Genomic DNA, 18,322 nt, shown 5'->3' on the forward strand with positions numbered 1-18,322 from the left:
TGTGATAATTTGCACAAAGTTATGTTTAGGACCGAGATACAATTAGGATGTGGTATTCAACGCATAAACAATGAAATTCAGGTCGTTTTTCCAAACGATGAACAATGAAGGAGAGGATGAATGATATGGCAGCAAAAACACCTCTTGAGGTTGCACAATATACGGCGCAGACAGGCATGAAAAAGGCTCAATATCCGGCGTCTTCTGTACTGGTGCTTAGTTTTCTGGCAGGGGCTTTTATTGCGCTGGGGTTTCTACTGGATATTCGAGTGATTGCTTCTGCGCCGGCAGAGTGGGGGAGTCTGGTCAATCTGATTGGAGCAGCAGTGTTCCCGGTTGGATTAATCTTGGTACTCATAGGTGGTGGCGAGCTGCTGACGGGCAACATGATGGCAGTTCCACTTGCAACGATTGCACGAAAATTATCTGTGGGTAGTATGTTGAAAAATCTAACCTTAGTGACGATTGGTAATTTTGTTGGAGCTTTGTTTGTCGCGTACGCGTTTGGACATGTGCTGGGTCTGACCGGAGAGGGTGTATATCTGGCAAAAGTGGTGGATATGGCTGGGCATAAGCTGCATGACGGTTTCCTGCAAGCTTTCATCTCTGGCATCGGCTGTAACTGGCTGGTCGCGCTGGCCGTGTGGTTATCTTATGCTTCGGATACGATGAGTGGCAAGGTACTGGGCATTTGGTTTCCAACGATGGCATTTGTGGCGATTGGATTCCAGCACGTTGTAGCCAATATGTTTCTCATCCCGGCGGCAATCTTTGAAGGACATTATTCGTGGGGTCAATATGTGATGAATTTCATTCCGGTATGGCTCGGGAATCTGACTGGTGGTGCTCTGTTTGTAGCTGCAGCCTATTGGGTGGTGTACCTGCGCCAAGCTGAGCCAAAAGTGAAGCCGGAGATAGCAACGTCGATCGAACCTGTGGAGACTGAGGCTAGAGTGATGTTGAGCAAACAAGCATAGAGGGCACAGCGAGGTATGGATACACGTATATTAGAAGTGAAGACGATTCTGATCTTGCTCGGTTCATGGCGAACATGCTGTGACGGAACAGGGCGGGATCGTTTTTTTGTATGGGGTTCTTGTTGGAGTTTAACGCAAAATAAATTCGCCATGACAAGGTTCGGGGGAACGAAACCTGTTCATGGCGAATTTCGGGAGTGGTCCATGATATGGCATGAGGAGGAAGTGGGGAAACACTAGCCTAATGCCTTATTTTTAATTTACCCCTGAATTCTGAAGTTGAATCAAACTCAAAAACATTTTTTTGAAAATAATTTAAAGCCGCTATAGCGGCGAATATGAAGCAAAAACATACTGTTCTCTTTACGCGATAACCTCGAAGAAGATATGATATAGGGATAGCTTTTAAAGAGGGGAGCCTTACGATGATCGATCAGGAGAATGGTATATTTGCGGCGGTGTGCCCGCTCGACTGTCCGGACACTTGTGGTCTGTTATTACATAAAGAGAACGGCAAAATTGTGAAGGTGGCAGGCAATCCGGATCATCCGATCACCAAGGGTGCCATTTGTAATAAAGTCAGAAATATGACTGAGCGGGTGTATCACCCCGAGCGTCTACAATATCCGATGAAACGTGTAGGAGCCAAAGGTGAAGGCAAGTTCGAACGAATTAGTTGGGATGAAGCGATTCGCGAGATTACGACCAAATTCACTGCATTGTCCGAAACCTACGGCCCGGAGAGCATCCTGCCCTACAGCTTTTACGGTAACATGGGCATTCTCGGCGTAGACGGCATGGACCGACGTTTCTTCAATGCGCTTGGTGCGAGTGTACTGGAGCAGACGATCTGTAACTCTGCTGGAAATACGGGCTGGAAATATACGATGGGTGCCAACCGGGGAACGGTGCCGGAAGATACGGAGCATGCGGATCTCATCCTGGTGTGGGGCGGCAATATCGTCAGTACAAATATGCACCAGGTCGTTTTGGCGGAGAAAGCCCGTAAGAAAGGCGCCAAGATTGTCGTCATCGACGTTCATCGCAATCGTACCGCCCAATGGGGCGACTGGTTTATTCCGCTGTATCCGGGCACGGACAGCGCACTGGCGCTGGGTTTGATGCATGTGCTATTCGAACGGGGGCTAACGGATGAAGCGTTTATGCAAAAGTATACGATAGGTCATGAGGCACTACGTGATCATGTCCGCAGTTACACCCCTGAACGTGTTGCACGCATTACGGGCGTGCCGGAGGAAACCATTGTGGAGCTGGCCGAACTATACGGCAACGCACAGGCAGCCCATATTCACATCGGCAATGGCCTCCAGCACCATGATAATGGGGGCATGAACGTGCGTAGCGTTGCTTGTCTGCCTGCCATTACAGGGCAATGGCTGAAGCAAGGCGGCGGTGCTGTTCGCACCAACAGCTACGCGAGCACAAATAGCGACGCGCTCGAACGTCCGGAGCTGCGGCAGAATCCGGAGCCGCGAGTGGTGAACATGAACCGGATTGGTGAAGCGTTGCTGGAAGCAGAGCAGCCAATCCGAGCGATGATGGTCTACTGCAGCAATCCACTGGTGGTGGCACCGGATACCGAGCGGGTGGAGCGAGGTTTTGCACGGGAGGATCTGTTCACGGTTGTGCATGATCTGTTCATGACGGATACGGCGAAATATGCAGATATCGTATTGCCAGCCACATCTTCATTTGAAGCGACGGACCTGTACACCTCTTATTGGCATCAGTACGTTCATCTGCAAGAGCCGGTGATTGCACCGATTGGGGAGAGCAAGAGCAATGTGGAACTGTTCTCACTGCTTGGGCAGGCTATGGGGTACGATCCTGCAATCTTCGGAGAAACGCCGGAACAGATGATTGAGGACGCACTTCAGGGCACAGGCAACCCCTACATGAATGGGGTCACGTTGGAAGGACTGAAGGAACATCGATTCGTGAAGCTGGATATGACGCCATATGCTGCATATCTAGATCAGCTGCCCACGCCTTCAGGCAAAATTGAATTATATTCGGAGACGATGGAACAGAGAGGGCTTCCGCCGCTCCCTACCTATAGTGCTCTGGTTGAAGGATACGATGGGGAGAATCCGGCTGGACCTGCCGATACGTATCCATTGATGTTCCTGTCGCCGCCAAACCATAATTTCCTGAACTCCACCTTTGGTAATTCAGCCAAACATCAGCGTTTGGAAAAGATGCCTCTATTGCAGATACACCCCGAGGACGCCATCCGTAGAAACCTGGAAGATGGAGATGCAGTGGTCGTATGGAATGATCGTGGGCGCATTGAACTTACCGCCAAGGTGAGTGAAGCCATGCTGCCGGGAACAGTGATTAGCCAAGGCTTATGGTGGGATGGTGACGGGAAGAAGCAGCGGGCGAATTCACTGACGTCCAATCGGTTGTCGGACATGGGTAACGGTGCTACCTTCTTCTCGGCCACTGTTGAAGTGAAGCGGCAATGAGTGTGCTTGCAGCGCGATTTTTTTGAGGTAATATGAACAAAGGCTAGAATTTGAGCAGGATTAAAGAGCAATAGATGTAACACTTCATAAAACCTTCGCTCTGGCTGGTTATGGTTATGCCGTCAGGGCAAAGGTCTATTTTTTATGACCATTTGTTTGTGCAGAGGTACTAAGGAGAATGAATTAACGATGATGAGATGGCTGGATAACTATCCAAAAGAAGTGAGAATATTTTTATTAGCAAGTCTGGTTAACGCAACCGGCAGTGCATTGATGTGGCCGCTGACCACCATGTATGTGTTTGATGAGCTTGGACGAACGATGGCCAACGCCGGTTTTGTGATCCTCATTCAGTCCCTGGGTGGCATCTTTGGACAATTGCTTGGTGGTTCGTTGTACCATCGGGTGGGCGTGAAGAAGCTGATCATTGGTTCACTGGCGCTTAATGCGTTAGGTTTGTTTGCGCTACCGTGGATTAGTGCGTATTGGGTCGTATTTATATGTGCTATGGGCTGGATTGGGCTGTTCAGTTCATTGTCGCTGCCAGCGATTCAGGCCTTTATTGGCTTCCGGTTTGCGGAGCGACGCGGTGAATTATTCAATATTATCTATGTGGCGAACAATATCGGGGTGGCGATTGGTACGGCGCTGAGTGGTTTTCTGGCTGACTTTTCTTATCACCTCAGCTTTGTTCTAAACGGGGTGACCTCAGCCGGGTTTGCAATTTTCTTCTGGTATTATCTGTCGCGGGTTGAACCGGATCAGGGGGAAGTACATCTGACGAAACGGAAAACCGTCCCCGATGGGCCGGGCGTCTGGGCATTGCTGGGTAATACCCGACTATATCTGTTTATGAGCTTGGGCGTACTCTTCCTGTTATTCGGCAACTCCATCTGGAACACAGGTGTGTCCCCGTATATCATCTCTGAGGGTATGGAAAAAAGAATGTACGGTCTGCTCTGGACCCTGAACGGGGTGCTGATCTTTGTGGGCCAACCTTTTACCAGCTGGGTGAAACGGACCATGGCCCGTACCTCCACTGCCCAGATGACCGCGAGTGCGGTATTCTATGGCATGGCCTACATTGTCATGATTACCATGTACAGCTATCCAGGCATGGTGCTTGCAATGGTACTTGCCACGTTTGGAGAGATGTTGATCTCCCCTGCGACACCTGCGTTTATCTCGGAGCATGCTGGCAGGGCGGCACCTTTTTACATCGGGATATCGGGTGGAATCGGTGCGGTTGGACGGGTTATCGGGCCCTATGCGATGGGGGTCATGTATGACAAACAGGGACTTATTCCGGTAGCGTGGCTGGCAACAGGCACAGCGGCGATTGCGGTACTTGGTTTTGTATTGCACGCAGTGTTGAACCGCAATCGTGAAGTGAAAGAGTATGGAATGGATACGTAACGCAGTATCGTAATTTCTTTTCCTGTACCGTAACCGTACCCTGATGATATTGTAAAATGAAGCGAGGCTAACCTTCACCCCAGTAGCGGGGTGAGGGTTGTTTTGTCTTTAGAGAGACTAACTCCAATAGCCGTGCCAGCGAATGATTTTCCCGATGAGATGAGCCAGGAATGTTCAACAATCAGACTTGTTAGGGTTCAATTCCATGTCAATCAACGTCCTCCCCTCTATTTGTGCATAATGCCCATATAATAGAATGGAACTGGTTAAAGGCAGGAGGATGCATACGATGTACAAGGTTTTGCTGGTTGATGATGAATTTATGATCTCGGACGGGATCTCCAGTGTGGTGAACTGGTCCAGATTAGGAACAGAACTGATCGGCATTGCTCAAGATGGATTGGAAGCGCTTGCTTCAATTGAGCGGCAACGCCCGGATATCATCATCTCGGACATTCGCATGCCGGGAATGGATGGGTTACAGCTGGTTGAAGCTGTGGCAGAGAAGTATCAGCATATCTCATTCATCATGCTCACGGGTTTTACGGAGTTCGAATATGCGAAAACGGCCATGCAGTATGGGGTGAAGCACTATTTGCTCAAGCCCTGCAGTGAAGAGCATCTTGTACAGGCTATTAGTGAATTGGTGAGTGAGAAGCGGGAGCTAACCGATCAGGAGCGTTTTGTGCAGTCGATCCAATATAATCTGGAGCGACTACTGCCACATGCCAAGGAATATTTTCTGAAAGAGCTAGTCACGAACAGAACATACGGGGTCAAGGAATGGAAGTATTTCGAGGAATTATTCGATGTACAGTTTCAGGATCAGCGTGTGCGGTTGCTGCTGGTAGAGATTGAGGGGGATCATGAGTATTTGCACTTGTTCGCGGTGAAGAACATTGCCGAAGATATTTTTCACAATCCAATATTAAGTGCCACGGTTGGAAGGCATGTGCTACTAATCATGGAGGACAAGTTGTCTGAAACGCAGTTGTTCCATAATATCGATGAGATTCGCGCCACATTTACCCGATATTATCATGATGATCTCACGATAGCGCTAAGCGAGCCAGGAGACCTCTCGCAGGCACGCCATTTGTACATGCAGACGCTGGTTTATCTCAATTACCGCTTTTACCTCGGTGAGGGCAGTCTCATTATGGAACGGGATATTTACTCTCCCGGAGAACGCATTCTTCCTGAATTCGAATACGATCCGGAGCGGATGGTTACTGCAATCAAGGCGGGACACTGGCAGGAAGTGGGATCAGAGCTGAACCGGATGTTTCAGTTGCTTGCCAGCTTGCGATACGATATATCCCAAACGAAGTCCTATCTTATTCAGATGTTTATGGAGATGATTCGACTCAGTGGTTCTGCCGAGATGAAAAGGTATATGGACCAGTTGCCAGGCATGATTGAATCCAGCACCCTGCATTCTTTTCAACAGTTTCTGCTTGCTGTCGCCAAAGAAATCACCTTGCGCCGCTATGATCAACATCGCTCCAGACAATCGCAGATGGTAGGCAGTGTGAAACAGTTGGTAGAGAAACGCTACAAGGACGAGACATTAACACTCCAGTCCATCGCTGGGGAAATATACATGAATCCAGACTACATCGGCAAAATGTTCAAAAAAGAAACTGGTGAGAAATTTACGAACTATGTGTTAAGCTACCGCATCCGTAAAGCGTTGGAGCTTCTGGAGCAGGACGGGAACTGCACTGTATCCTCGCTTGCCGAACAGACAGGCTTTGGTGCCAACTGGCCGTATTTCAGCAAAATGTTCAAGAAATACACGGGTTTCTCCCCTTCCGAGTATAAAAAAGTACCCTAAGACAGCGTTGCTGTCGCTTCTACATAGCTAATATTTACATCCGATCTACATCTATTCTGTGATCGGGCCCTGTACGCCATTCATCGGCAGCAGGGTCTTTTTTTGTCGGACGGAACTCGGTTTTGAACATCCATTTATCGGAAATGAGCATGGGAAGAAAAGGCGCTCGCTTCTATCATTAGAAGTGTCATGTTAGTGAATGAACATCGAGAGTGGAGGTTGAGTGGATGGAGCTGAATCGAAGCCGGGGGATTGAACCTGGGCGTTTGAAGCCAGCTGGCAAATGGAGTTCGGTGAAAAAGGAACTTGTCCGCAACAGATACGTTTATCTGATGCTCGTTCCTGTGGTAGCCTACTATCTGATTTTCAGCTATGGGCCAATGTACGGGCTACTGATGGCATTTCAGGAATCCTACAACCCGATCAAAGGAATCTTGGCAGGCGAATGGGTTGGATTTGACAACTTCACCATGTTTTTTGAAAGTTATTATTTCTGGCGACTGATTAAGAACACACTGATTTTGAGTTTTTACAGTATTGTGTTTGGTTTCCCGGCTCCGATTCTACTAGCACTGCTACTGAATGAAGTCCGGAAGAAGTGGTTCAGAGGTGCAGTACAGACCATCAGTTATATGCCGCATTTTATTTCGGTTGTCGTCGTGGTTGGAATGTTGAAAACGTTCTCATCTCTGGACGGTGGGTTATTTAACGTCATTCGTGACTTTTTCGATCTGCAGCCAATTATGTTTTTGGCGGAAAAAGATATGTTCCGTCCGATGTACATCCTGTCCAACATATGGCAGGGCGCAGGCTGGGCCTCGATTATCTTTTTGGCAGCACTAAGTGGTATTGATCCTCAGTTGTATGAGGCTTCCAAAATTGACGGCGCAGGCCGCTGGAGACAGCTGTTACATATTACACTGCCGGGCATTATGCCCACGATTGTGATCATGTTAATTTTGCGTATGGGGGCGGTCATGAATGCGGATTTTCAGAAAATATTGCTGATGCAAACAGCACCGACCTATGAGACATCGGATGTCATATCCACCTTTGTTTATCGATCCGGTATTTTGGAGGGGAACTATACGTATTCAACCGCCATCGGACTATTTAACGGCGTCATTAATTTCGCGCTGCTCATTATCGCAAACGCGATCAGCAGAAAGCTTAACTCAACCAGTCTATGGTAATCGGAAGGTGAAGCGATGAAACAGTCTATAGGGGAACGACTTTTTGATGTATTTAATACACTGCTGCTCTTGGTGATCATGGTTTTATGCTTGTACCCGATGCTGTACGTGTTCAATTCTTCAATCAGCGACCCGGACCAGATGCTACGTTCCCGTTCACTGATGCTCATTCCTGAAGGTTTTCAGCTGGGAGCGTACAAGTCGGTATTTCAGGATACTCGCATCTATACGGGATATATGAACACCTTGTTCTATGTTGTGGTGGGTACAGCCATCAATCTGCTCATGACCTCGCTGGCTGCATATGGGCTGTCACGCGGTGATCTGATGGGCAGAAAAACGTTGATGAAGTTGATTACGTTCACGATGTTCTTCGGCGGGGGTATGATTCCAACTTTTCTGCTGATTCAGAATCTGGGCATGGTTGATACCCGTTTTGCGCTTATTATTCCGGGTGCCATCAGCACGTTTTATTTCCTCATTATGAAAACAAACTTTGAGGGCATTCCGATCAGTCTGATCGAATCGGCGAAGCTTGATGGTGCCAATGACTTTCTGATTTTGTTCCGAATTGTACTGCCTTTGTCAAAACCGATCCTGGCGGTCATGATGCTGTATTATGCGGTTGACCATTGGAATGATTATGTCGGACCTATGCTCTACCTGCGCAGTCAGGAGTTATATCCAATACAGATTATTATGCGTGATATTCTGATCAGCAGCAGTACAGAGGCCATGGGCGCTGGCGCCGATACCGGCTTTGCCATTGGGGAGAACATCAAATATGCGACTATTATTATCTCCACACTGCCGATCATGCTGGTATATCCTTTCATCCAACGTTATTTTGTTCAGGGCGCTCTAATCGGTGCTGTGAAACAATAAAAAATGTATCCTATGGAGGCGAATTACGTGAAAAAAAGAATGGGGTCCATCCTGTTGTCATCGCTACTTACCATGTCTTTACTGGCGGGCTGTACAGGTGATAATGAACCAGGTAACGCAGAGCCAGCAGAAGGAACAGAACCTGCGGTTCAGGCATTAACCGAGATTCCGCTACCGATTACAAGTGAGCCATTTACCATTGATTACTGGCGCGCCAATGATGCCAAACTGACAGCTTCCTTGAACAATTTTGGCGATATGGCGGCTTATAAGGAAAAGGAGAAGCTGACAGGCATCAAAGTGAAGTTTACACATCCTCCGCTTGGACAACAGCGCGACCAGTTCAATCTGCTGATCTCCACGAAGGAGCTGCCGGATGTCATTTATTATAACTGGGCGGATGCCGTTGGCGGACCGGAAAAAATGATCAAGGACGGCCGGATCATCCGATTGAACGAACTGATCGACAGTTATGCACCAAACTTAAAGCGGATTATTGAATCCGATCCGGATGTGAAAAAGCAGATTGCACTCGACGATGGAACGATCTATATGTTCCCGCTGCTGAAGCTGGATGCATTGAAGCTGAATGCCACTTCAGGTTTAATTATGCGCCAGGACTGGCTTGATAAATTAAATCTCAAAGTACCTACCAACATTGATGAGTGGTATACGGTGCTTAAGGCATTTAAGGAACAGGACCCTAACGGCAACGGCAAGCCAGATGAGCTACCATTCACCGGAAACTGGGGACCGGGTAACCTGACCAAGCTCCATGATTTTGCCGCGGCATTTGGCGTCATTGGTGGCTTCCAGATGAATGGAGACAAGGTGGAGTTTGGACCGATTCAGCCGGGCTACCGTGATTTCTTGGAGACCATGGCCAAGTGGTACAAAGAAGGGCTGATTGATCCCGAGATCATGACCAATGACGGTAAAGCTTTCGATTACAAGGTCACCAGCAATCTGGCAGGCGCATATCAGGGTGGTGTGTTCAGCGGCATGGGGAAATACTTCAATCTGATGAGAGATACGGATCCGAACTTTAACGTGACGGGTGTACCATGGCCTGTATCTCCGGATGGAACTTCGTATGCGACATTTAATCTGGACGCTAAAGTGTTGTCTTATGGTGAGGCTATTACAGCTTCCGCAGACGAAGAAAAATTGAAATACATTGTTCAGTGGATGGACTACAACTATAGCGAAGAGGGTAGTGATCTGTTCAACTTTGGTATCGAAAATGACAGCTATGTTCGTGACGGGGAAGGTGTCAAATTCACAGATACCATCATTGATAATCCGAACGGTCTAACGTATGACCAGGCACTGGCTTCCTATGCCTTATCCATTATGGACGGTCCAATCAATCAGGATAGCCGTTATCTGGATGCCTTATTATTTGACGACGGACAGCGTGCGGCGAACGCGGAATGGATGAAAGCAAGCTCAGCATTAACGCTTCCTCCAATTCGTTTGTCAACAGATGAGGTGACCACAAGTACATCCATCATGAGTCAGGTGAATACGTATTTGAATGAAACGATGACTGCCATTATTAGCGGACAGAAACCGATCACCGAATTTGACAAGATGGTCGAAACAATCAAGAGCATGGATATTGACCGGGCGATTGAGGTTCATCAGGCTGCGTATGATCGATATCAGTCTAAATAATACGTGAGAAATCGAGCGCTAAAACTTTGGGGAAACCTTCCTGTATGTGATATACCTAGTAGTATCACGTGGTTCAAAGGAGCGCTTTGGTCATGACAGCCTACCGCAAACTCAGCATCAAAATGAAAATGTTTCTGATGATTATGTTCATGATGGCGTTTGTCATCATCCTCGCGTTTGGGTCCTTGTATTATACGTACTCGGAGTATGACAAACAGCTGTTTGATAAGTCGTCCCGACTTCTGAACCTTTCTTCGTCTACAGTGGATGTTGAACTTCAGAAGTTGGAAGCGTTATCATTAAACATGATCTCCGATACGCAGATTCAAAGAGCCTTGAAGTCGTTGCTGGATGACGATAGCGCATATTCAAGCTTTATTGAACGAAAAAAGATCACGGATCGGCTATGGGAGCATATTAGTGCGGCTGCACGATATGTGCAGTCCGTTCATCTGATTGATTCCAGGGGAAGAGTCAATAAATATGGCGAGACACTAACCGTATCTCAGGAAAAATATGATCGGATGATTGCGGCTGCGGAGCAGGCCAATGGTGCAGTGCGCTGGTTATACCCGGATGACGATGACCCGATGCTGGTTATGGTGCGTCAAGTGCGAGCCTATGAACCGATGACCCTGGAACCGGTAGGCATACTGTTTCTGCGTATTAATATCGAGCGACTCGTCGAGGAGTATGCGGGCATCGATAGCCAGGACAGTGACATTATTTTAAAAGCAGGTAGTGATGTGGTGTATCCTTATCGCCAGCTTCCAGAAGCGGTGTCCGCCGGACTGAATCCACTTCCAGGCAGTGGGGGATATGAGATCAAGAATCTGGATGGGAGGGAGATATTTCTTTCCCAGAAGAAATCCGCATACACCGACTGGGTGTATTATAATATGGCCTCTTATGATGAAATTTTTGAACGTATTATATGGTTGAAAAATAGTTTGATTGTTGTTTATCTTATCGCCATTCTGGTTGTTCTCGCGCTTGGTATGGTGTTCGCACGAAGTCTGACAAGGCCGATCAGGCAACTCATCAGTCAGATGAAGGAGGTTCAGTATGGGGATCTGGAGAATATAGACGCCAATCTGTCCATTCCAACGCACCAGCACATGGATGAACTGGGGTTACTACAGCGTACGTATCGACTGATGATTACACATATTAATACATTGATTAAAGAAAATTATGCAAGCCAGTTGGTCATTAAAGAAACGGAGTTCAAGGCGCTACAGGCGCAGATCAATCCCCACTTTCTGTATAATGCGCTGGATTCGATCCATTGGCTCGCCAAAAAGAACAGGCAGGAGCAAATCTCCAGTATGGTGTTATCACTCGGATATTTGCTGCGTTCCTCCATCAGCTTCAAACAAAATATCATTACCATTGCGGAAGAGCTGGAGATCGTCAATCATTACATCACCATTCAGACCTACCGTTTCCGGCAACGGCTGGATTTCCGTATGGATGTGCCTGCTTCTTATCTGGGTTGTGCCATTCCAAAGTTGACCCTACAGCCACTACTGGAGAATGCCATTCAATATGGTTTGGAACCACAGGTTGGATCATGTCTGATTCGAGTGTATGCCGAGATATCAGCTGGCAAGCTGGCTCTTATCGTGGAGGATCACGGTCCCGGCATGGAACCCGAATATGTGGAACAGGTGCTGCGCGGTGAAGTGAAAACCAGAGGCACAGGTATTGGTCTACTGAATATCAGGGAGCGGGTACGTCTGGCTTTTGGCGAAGAATATGACGTTCTGCTGGAGAGCAGGCCGGGGCTTGGAACGAGAGTAACGGTGCTGCTGCCACCCCCATCACCAGGTAAGGAGGAGAAGTTATGGGAAGATGGATGCGAATGATAGGCATGCTCTGCCTTATGCTGACTCTTCCTGGCTGCGTGAACCAGTTGGATCAAAGGCCAGGCATGATTGTGGAAGAAGAGCCGATAACGCTACGAATCGCTTGGTGGGGTGGAGAGTTCCGCAACAATGCAACGATTGCCGTTATCAACCTGTATGAGAAGTTGAATCCACATGTGAACATTGAATACGAATATAGCAGTTTCAACGAATACTGGAGAAAACTTGCCCCACATGCAGCAGGCAATGCGTTGCCCGACATTATCCAGATGGACATCTCCTATCTGTCCCAGTACAGTTCGCTGCAACTGTTGGAGGACATGACGCCGTACATGCAGAGCGGGCTGATTGACACGACAGATATTGAGAAGGAACAGCTGGAGAGTGGTAGCCTGAATGGAAAAACCTATGGTCTCAGTTTGGGGGTTAACGCCATGCTCAGCATCTATGATCCGGAAGTGTTAAAGGCCCATGATATTGAATTGCCAACGGATACGTGGACATGGGCGGATTTTGACCGGATGGGCGAGCAATTACTCGGGAAAGGCATCTATCTGGGAACCTATTTTACGCCGGAACAGTTTTTCGCGTATTACTTGAGACAGTATGGTTCCAAGCTATACGCGGAGGATGGCAAGAGGTTGGGTTATGAGGATGATGGGCTATTTATTGAATACTTTGGCAGGATGCAGCAGCTCGCAGAGAAGAAACTTATTTTTGCACCGGATATCTGGACATCAGATATTGGCCAGCCTGATAACGACCCGTTTTATCTGGGAGAGGCTTTGTTTAGTTGGGGGTATTCCAACCAATTTATCAGCACCGCTCAGCGTTATGGCAAACCCTTAACCATCTCCCCAATGCCTGGGCCAAATAGTCAGGATGGATTGTTCTTGAAGCCAGGCATGTTTTTCTCCATGGCGGGCAATTCCAGACATAAGGAAGAGGCAGCCAAGTTCATCAGCTTTTTTGTGAATGATTTGGATGCCAATCTGCTGCTCAAAGGGGAGCGGGGTGTGCCTGTCTCATCCAGTGTCAAAGAGCGGATGAAGCTGGTGGTTGAACCGGAGCTGGCGCAGGTGTTTGATTATATCGATTGGGTTGCGGATAACAGCACTCAGATGGACCCGCCTGATCCTGTAGGTGCGCCAGAGGTCACTGCGGTGTTACGTGAGTTGTACGATCTCCTGTTGTTTGGCAAAATTACGCCTGAGCAGGCGGCGAAGGATTTCCGTGAGCGGGCGAACGCAATTCTGGGTGGGAAGTTATAAGAATGGACTAGATCATATATGTATTTAATGGGCTTGGGGCTGTTGTCGTTCACAAGCTCAACCTTCATTCTACTCGGGTGAGGGTTTTTGTTATGGAATGGTGTATATTTCCTCTAGTATAATGAAAATGGGTAGTTGTCCTATCTGTAGATTAGATAGATTCTATCCATATATTAATGGATGAGGAGTGTCAGGACATGTCCATACATCAGATAGGTCACAAGGTGTCTTTTGCCGATATGAAAACGAAGTTGCCTCAGGAGAGCTGGATGTACACTCAGAATGAAGCGCACAACGGTGAATTTGAAGCCGAGGAAGTATGGTTACATTCTGGTGATCTTCATATCAGTGAACTGTTGTTGGATGAAGGACCTTTTTTGATCTTGGTTGAAGGAAATCTGACAGTGGATCGTTATATTGGAAATACAAGTTCCGACGCGGCCAGTTCAAATCTGGTTGTACTTGGGAATCTCATAACGCCCTATATGATCGTGGGTGGGCAGGAAATATATATTACAGGTAATCTCTATGTGGAGGATATGTTCTGGGGGGATTATAACCATGGAGAATTGACAGTGAGAGGGAATGTAGAAGGTGGATTGCTGGTAAGTACCGATCAATATACGATTCAGGTTCAAGGACAGCGTAATGTGAAGCGTCAGCTTGAAGAATGGGAGGATCTCGGACCATGGCGGGGCTTTGACATGTTGGCGTTATTCGTTCCTGAATGTGTGATTGATGAAGATACAGAGCCGTTTCCTTGGCGAGAAGAAATGTTAAAGAGGCTGCAACAAGGACAACCTGTAATCAACCGAAAGTACATTCATGCTGATGAATCAGAGCCAGATGTGCCGGATTGGTTCGAAGATCATCGGATTACCGCTGAGAACATAGAGCGTCTTACTCATCCATCTTTGTTGCCTGTAAGAGAGGAGGATGAGTTACTCAACAGCTATGAATTTTGGTTGAACGAGCAATTTTGCCGAGTATCGGTCTATGGAGATGAGCATACGGAGGGGTATTTCCGCAGTCTTTATTTTCAGGATGACCATAACTGTGCATTGTTGCTTAAGATGGAGCCATCAGATCAAGGTTCCAACACTCCTGATAAACATATCCTACAACCGGGTAAACCTGTCTGGATGATCTCAGGTGCATATCGTTATCTTCACAATGAGAATTCGGAATGGAACGTATTTTCGGAGAACTCACCTGCTGATATTCAGCAGTTAAGCGAGCAAGGATGGAGCACCTTGTTGCAGTCTGTATCGAATTATCAGTATGCCCGTTCCTTAATTTCGCACCAACTGATCCACGATTTATTAGCACTGCCTGTCGTGGAGCCATATGACGATTATTATGATGATGATCGGCACGGACTGTGGATTGGAGAGTTATATTATGCATTTCGACAAGCAGGTCAGATGTCTGATGGTGTTCCCCAGCCAGCTATGCTACGTATTGGAAGAGAGTATGTGGATGCTCAAGGGGAGAAGCAGGTGGAGAAATACTATTATACCCTGCACCAACATGCGGACGGCTCGGAAAGTGTGTTGATCGAATACTCGGCTCAGGATGACGAGGAAGAAGATCCATTGTTGCTTGAACTTCATTACATCGGCGGCTCTCAATTACTACATGCCGTTCAATTGCTCGAACGTGGACGCCAAGTACTCATTCAAGCAAATGAGGATCTACTGAATGGGGAGCTGCCTTACGCTGCTGAATCATTTGCAAAACGATTTTGGAAATCCAAAGGATACCTGAAATGAATAAAACAACCTTCACCTCTAGTTCTGAGGGAAGGTTGTTTTGTCGTTGTATTTAACCAAACTGGGCTTGATGCAGTCGGCTGTACGAGCCTTTGCGCGCGAGCAGTTCTTCATGACTTCCTTGTTCAGCAACGCTGCCGTTCTCCACCACCACGATGCGATCGGCGTGTCTAATGGTCGCCAGTCGATGGGCAATCACCAATGTCGTACGGCCTTGAGCCAGCTCGGACAAGGCCAGTTGAATGGCAGCTTCCGTCTCGGTATCGAGTGCGGATGTTGCTTCATCCAAAATGAGAATAGGTGGGTTTTTCAGGATCATTCTTGCGATGGATAAACGTTGCTTCTGTCCGCCGGACAATTTCACGCCACGTTCACCGATCATGGTGTCCAGTCCATCTGGCTGGGATTGTACCAGCTCTTCCAATTGGGCCCGGCGAATGGCTTGCCAGATTTCCTCATCGGAAGCATTCAGTTTGCCGTATGCAATATTTTCTCGAATTGTTCCATCAAACAGGAAAATATCCTGCTGCACAATCCCGATATGGGAGCGCAGTGATTCCAGCGTCATGTCCTTCACCGGAATGCCATCGATGGAGATATGTCCTGCATCCACATCGTAGAAACGTGGGATCAGACTGCATAACGTCGTTTTACCTCCGCCCGAAGGTCCAACCAGAGCAACCGTCTGGCCTGCCTGAATATCCAGATTAACCTGAGACAGCGTAGGTTTGTGTTCTCCATAAGAAAAGGTAACGTTATGGAAAGCAATATCTCCTTTGACATCCGGAATCGGCTTCGCCTGTGGTGTATCTTCTACATCCGGTACAGCTTCAAGCAGCTCCAGGTAACGTCTGAATCCGGCGATGCCTTTGGGGTACGTCTCGATGACAGAGTTAATCTTCTCGATCGGTCCGAGGAATACATTGGAGAGCATCACAAAAGCGATGAATTCCCCGTAGGTCATACTGCCTTGAATGACAAACCAGGTTCCACATACCAGTACAAACAGCGATACAAATTTCATCAGGATAAAACTGAGTGAAGAGTTCCAGGCCATAATACGGTAGGTGATTAGTTTTGTAAGCCGGAAACGTTCGTTGTTTTCAACGAAACGTCCTACTTCATGTTTTTCATTGGCAAAAGCTTGTACCACACGGATGCCGCTCACATTGTTCTCTACTCGTGCGTTATAATCGGCGATATCCGCAAACATGCGCTTGAACGCCTTGGACATTTTGCGACTGAAATACAGTGACAGGTAGATCATCAGCGGCACAATGATGAACGTCATCACAGCGAGCTGCCAGTTGATCCCCAGCATAATCCCGAAAGCTCCAGCGAGTGTCATGAGGGCAATGAATAGATCCTCGGGTCCATGATGCGCGATCTCACCAATATCCATCAGATCGTTGGTCATGCGGGAGACCAGATGCCCGGTCTTATTGTTATCGAAGAAGCGGAAGGACTGTTTCTGTACACGCTGGAACAGTTCACGCCGCATATCGGATTCGATGTTAATACCAAGCTTGTGGCCCCAATAGGTCACTGCATAATGGAAAAAGGAACTGAGCAGGTAGATGCCGAGCAACCCGACACACGCCGCTAAGATCATGGACCAATTGCCAGCCGGAAGCAGTTGATCGACCACCCGGTTAACGGCGAGTGGAAAGGCCAGCTCCAGCAGAGCGGCAGCGATGGCACAGGAGAAGTCCAAGATAAAGAGTCTTTTGTAAGGACGATAATAAGACATAAAACGGCGAAGCATATGTAAGTCCTCCTCAATATGACATAAATGCCCGAGCAGGATGATTAGCCTGTCCGGACACCTGTATTCATGCTTATGTTATTTACGGTTTTGCTCGGCACGTTCTACGATCATATCGGCGAATTCCTCAGCCTGACCTTGAATCGCAATCGGGTCGAAGTACCAGTAACGGTCTTCCAGCAACTCATACACCTGATTGTTTTTCACAGCCGGCAGGGATTGCCAGATGGAATCGCCTTGGTAATTTTTATTGTTCTCTCCAACGGTTAAGAAGATATGATCCCCTGCATAATCACCAACAACTTCACGCGAAATTTCTTTCCATTGGGTATCACCCATCAGTTCTTTTTTGGTGATTTCGAGTGGGGCAAGTTGCAAAGCACTGTAGACCGCTTGTCCTCCTCGACCAAAATTGTCTCCATATCCATAATAACTTTTGTCGGATACTTCAAGGATGGAGAAGGTTTCCTCCGGTTTAATGACTGTTTTCACCTTAGCGCGAGCGGCTTCAATCCGTTCATCGTACGTTTTCAGCCAAGCTTCGGCTGCTTCGGATTTGTTCATCAGCTCTCCGAATCCCCGGATTTCGTCGTGTACATTGGTGAAAGTACCATACGGAATGACCACGGTCGGTGCGATTTTTTGATAACTCTCAATTTCGCTGGCCTGATCAGAGTAGGTAATGATCAGATCCGGGTTCAAGGCAACAACCTTCTCCATGGATACCGCCGCCCGATCACCAATACTCTCTATGCCCGCTACCTGATCTGCATAGAACGGGTTTTCCAAATAATATTGAACAGCACCAACGGGTTTCACACCCAGTGCGAGCAGATCACTTACGTACATATCGGTAACGATTCGTTTCGGTTCAGCCGGAATTTCAACATCTCCGCTTAATGACTTGTAGATCCGTGTAGCATTTGAATTGTCTGAACCGGACGACGTGTCTGTGTTCGTCTCGGAAGAGGCTGTTGTTGTTTCGGTTCCCGCTGCCGAAGTCTGTTCAGTGGCAGTCGAGCCTGTTCCGCTGCTACATGCAGCCAGAATCATAATGATGGCGAGCATAAGCAGCAAGCCGGAAAAGCGTTTTTTTGCAGCAAACATATTTTTGTTCCCCCTGTGCATAATCAATAATGATTATTATTCTCATTAATAACATAGAGGAAGAT

The 18,322-nt window shown here is 47.6% G+C and carries 12 protein-coding genes; 10 read left to right on the top strand and 2 right to left on the bottom strand.

Features of this window, described 5'->3' with window-relative positions:
• The first annotated feature begins 125 nt into the window (after positions 1-125).
• The 10 genes from MHB71_RS27575 to MHB71_RS27620 all read left to right on the top strand — a co-directional run bounded on the left by MHB71_RS27575 (position 126) and on the right by MHB71_RS27620 (position 15,385).
• On the top strand, positions 126-977 hold the full coding sequence (locus MHB71_RS27575) for a formate/nitrite transporter family protein (RefSeq protein WP_340028199.1): 852 nt from the start codon (positions 126-128) through the stop codon (positions 975-977).
• A 425-nt stretch (positions 978-1,402) separates the two neighbouring features.
• Positions 1,403-3,466, top strand: coding sequence for a molybdopterin oxidoreductase family protein (locus MHB71_RS27580; protein ID WP_340028200.1), 2,064 nt, complete (start codon positions 1,403-1,405; stop codon positions 3,464-3,466).
• 192 nt (positions 3,467-3,658) lie between these two features.
• Positions 3,659-4,882 carry an MFS transporter gene (locus MHB71_RS27585; RefSeq protein ID WP_036667966.1) on the top strand — a complete coding sequence of 408 codons (1,224 nt, stop codon included), beginning with the start codon at positions 3,659-3,661 and terminating at the stop codon, positions 4,880-4,882.
• A 289-nt stretch (positions 4,883-5,171) separates the two neighbouring features.
• Complete coding sequence (locus MHB71_RS27590; RefSeq protein WP_340028201.1) at positions 5,172-6,719, top strand: response regulator; 1,548 nt, start codon at positions 5,172-5,174, stop codon at positions 6,717-6,719.
• A 227-nt stretch (positions 6,720-6,946) separates the two neighbouring features.
• On the top strand, positions 6,947-7,912 hold the full coding sequence (locus tag MHB71_RS27595) for an ABC transporter permease subunit (RefSeq protein ID WP_017691858.1): 966 nt from the start codon (positions 6,947-6,949) through the stop codon (positions 7,910-7,912).
• Between the two features lie 15 nt (positions 7,913-7,927).
• Positions 7,928-8,797, top strand: a complete 870-nt coding sequence (locus MHB71_RS27600; RefSeq protein ID WP_036667808.1) for a carbohydrate ABC transporter permease — start codon at positions 7,928-7,930, stop codon at positions 8,795-8,797.
• Between the two features lie 27 nt (positions 8,798-8,824).
• Positions 8,825-10,474, top strand: coding sequence for an extracellular solute-binding protein (locus MHB71_RS27605; RefSeq protein WP_315371733.1), 1,650 nt, complete (start codon positions 8,825-8,827; stop codon positions 10,472-10,474).
• 92 nt (positions 10,475-10,566) lie between these two features.
• The gene (locus MHB71_RS27610; protein ID WP_340028202.1) at positions 10,567-12,342 is read left to right on the top strand and encodes a sensor histidine kinase; all 1,776 of its coding nucleotides are present in this window, start codon (positions 10,567-10,569) and stop codon (positions 12,340-12,342) included.
• Positions 12,321-13,613: an ABC transporter substrate-binding protein gene (locus tag MHB71_RS27615; protein WP_340028203.1), complete on the top strand. Its 1,293-nt coding sequence runs from the start codon at positions 12,321-12,323 to the stop codon at positions 13,611-13,613. The genes MHB71_RS27610 and MHB71_RS27615 overlap by 22 nt, the downstream gene beginning before the upstream one ends.
• Before the next feature lie 197 nt (positions 13,614-13,810).
• On the top strand, positions 13,811-15,385 hold the full coding sequence (locus MHB71_RS27620; protein ID WP_340028204.1) for a hypothetical protein: 1,575 nt from the start codon (positions 13,811-13,813) through the stop codon (positions 15,383-15,385).
• A gap of 52 nt (positions 15,386-15,437) precedes the next feature.
• Here MHB71_RS27620 and MHB71_RS27625 read toward each other — a convergent pair whose 3' ends face one another.
• Positions 15,438-17,150, bottom strand: coding sequence for an ABC transporter ATP-binding protein (locus tag MHB71_RS27625; RefSeq protein WP_036612711.1), 1,713 nt, complete (start codon positions 17,148-17,150; stop codon positions 15,438-15,440).
• 78 nt (positions 17,151-17,228) lie between these two features.
• The gene (locus MHB71_RS27630) at positions 17,229-18,257 is read right to left on the bottom strand and encodes an ABC transporter substrate-binding protein (protein WP_076253663.1); all 1,029 of its coding nucleotides are present in this window, start codon (positions 18,255-18,257) and stop codon (positions 17,229-17,231) included.
• Between the last annotated feature and the right edge of the window lie 65 nt (positions 18,258-18,322).

The organism is Paenibacillus sp. FSL H7-0940 (assembly GCF_037979415.1).
Lineage (GTDB): Bacteria > Bacillota > Bacilli > Paenibacillales > Paenibacillaceae > Paenibacillus > Paenibacillus amylolyticus.

Bases quoted from the DNA above. Each gene is read 5' to 3' on its own strand.
- MHB71_RS27630 (WP_076253663.1), bottom strand. From the start codon at position 18,257: ATGTTTGCTGCAAAAAAACGCTTTTCCGGCTTGCTGCTTATGCTCGCC.
- MHB71_RS27600 (WP_036667808.1), top strand. From the start codon at position 7,928: ATGAAACAGTCTATAGGGGAACGACTTTTTGATGTATTTAATACACTG.
- MHB71_RS27575 (WP_340028199.1), top strand. From the start codon at position 126: ATGGCAGCAAAAACACCTCTTGAGGTTGCACAATATACGGCGCAGACA.
- MHB71_RS27585 (WP_036667966.1), top strand. From the start codon at position 3,659: ATGAGATGGCTGGATAACTATCCAAAAGAAGTGAGAATATTTTTATTA.
- MHB71_RS27580 (WP_340028200.1), top strand. From the start codon at position 1,403: ATGATCGATCAGGAGAATGGTATATTTGCGGCGGTGTGCCCGCTCGAC.
- MHB71_RS27615 (WP_340028203.1), top strand. From the start codon at position 12,321: ATGGGAAGATGGATGCGAATGATAGGCATGCTCTGCCTTATGCTGACT.
- MHB71_RS27625 (WP_036612711.1), bottom strand. From the start codon at position 17,150: ATGCTTCGCCGTTTTATGTCTTATTATCGTCCTTACAAAAGACTCTTT.
- MHB71_RS27620 (WP_340028204.1), top strand. From the start codon at position 13,811: ATGTCCATACATCAGATAGGTCACAAGGTGTCTTTTGCCGATATGAAA.
- MHB71_RS27595 (WP_017691858.1), top strand. From the start codon at position 6,947: ATGGAGCTGAATCGAAGCCGGGGGATTGAACCTGGGCGTTTGAAGCCA.
- MHB71_RS27610 (WP_340028202.1), top strand. From the start codon at position 10,567: ATGACAGCCTACCGCAAACTCAGCATCAAAATGAAAATGTTTCTGATG.
- MHB71_RS27590 (WP_340028201.1), top strand. From the start codon at position 5,172: ATGTACAAGGTTTTGCTGGTTGATGATGAATTTATGATCTCGGACGGG.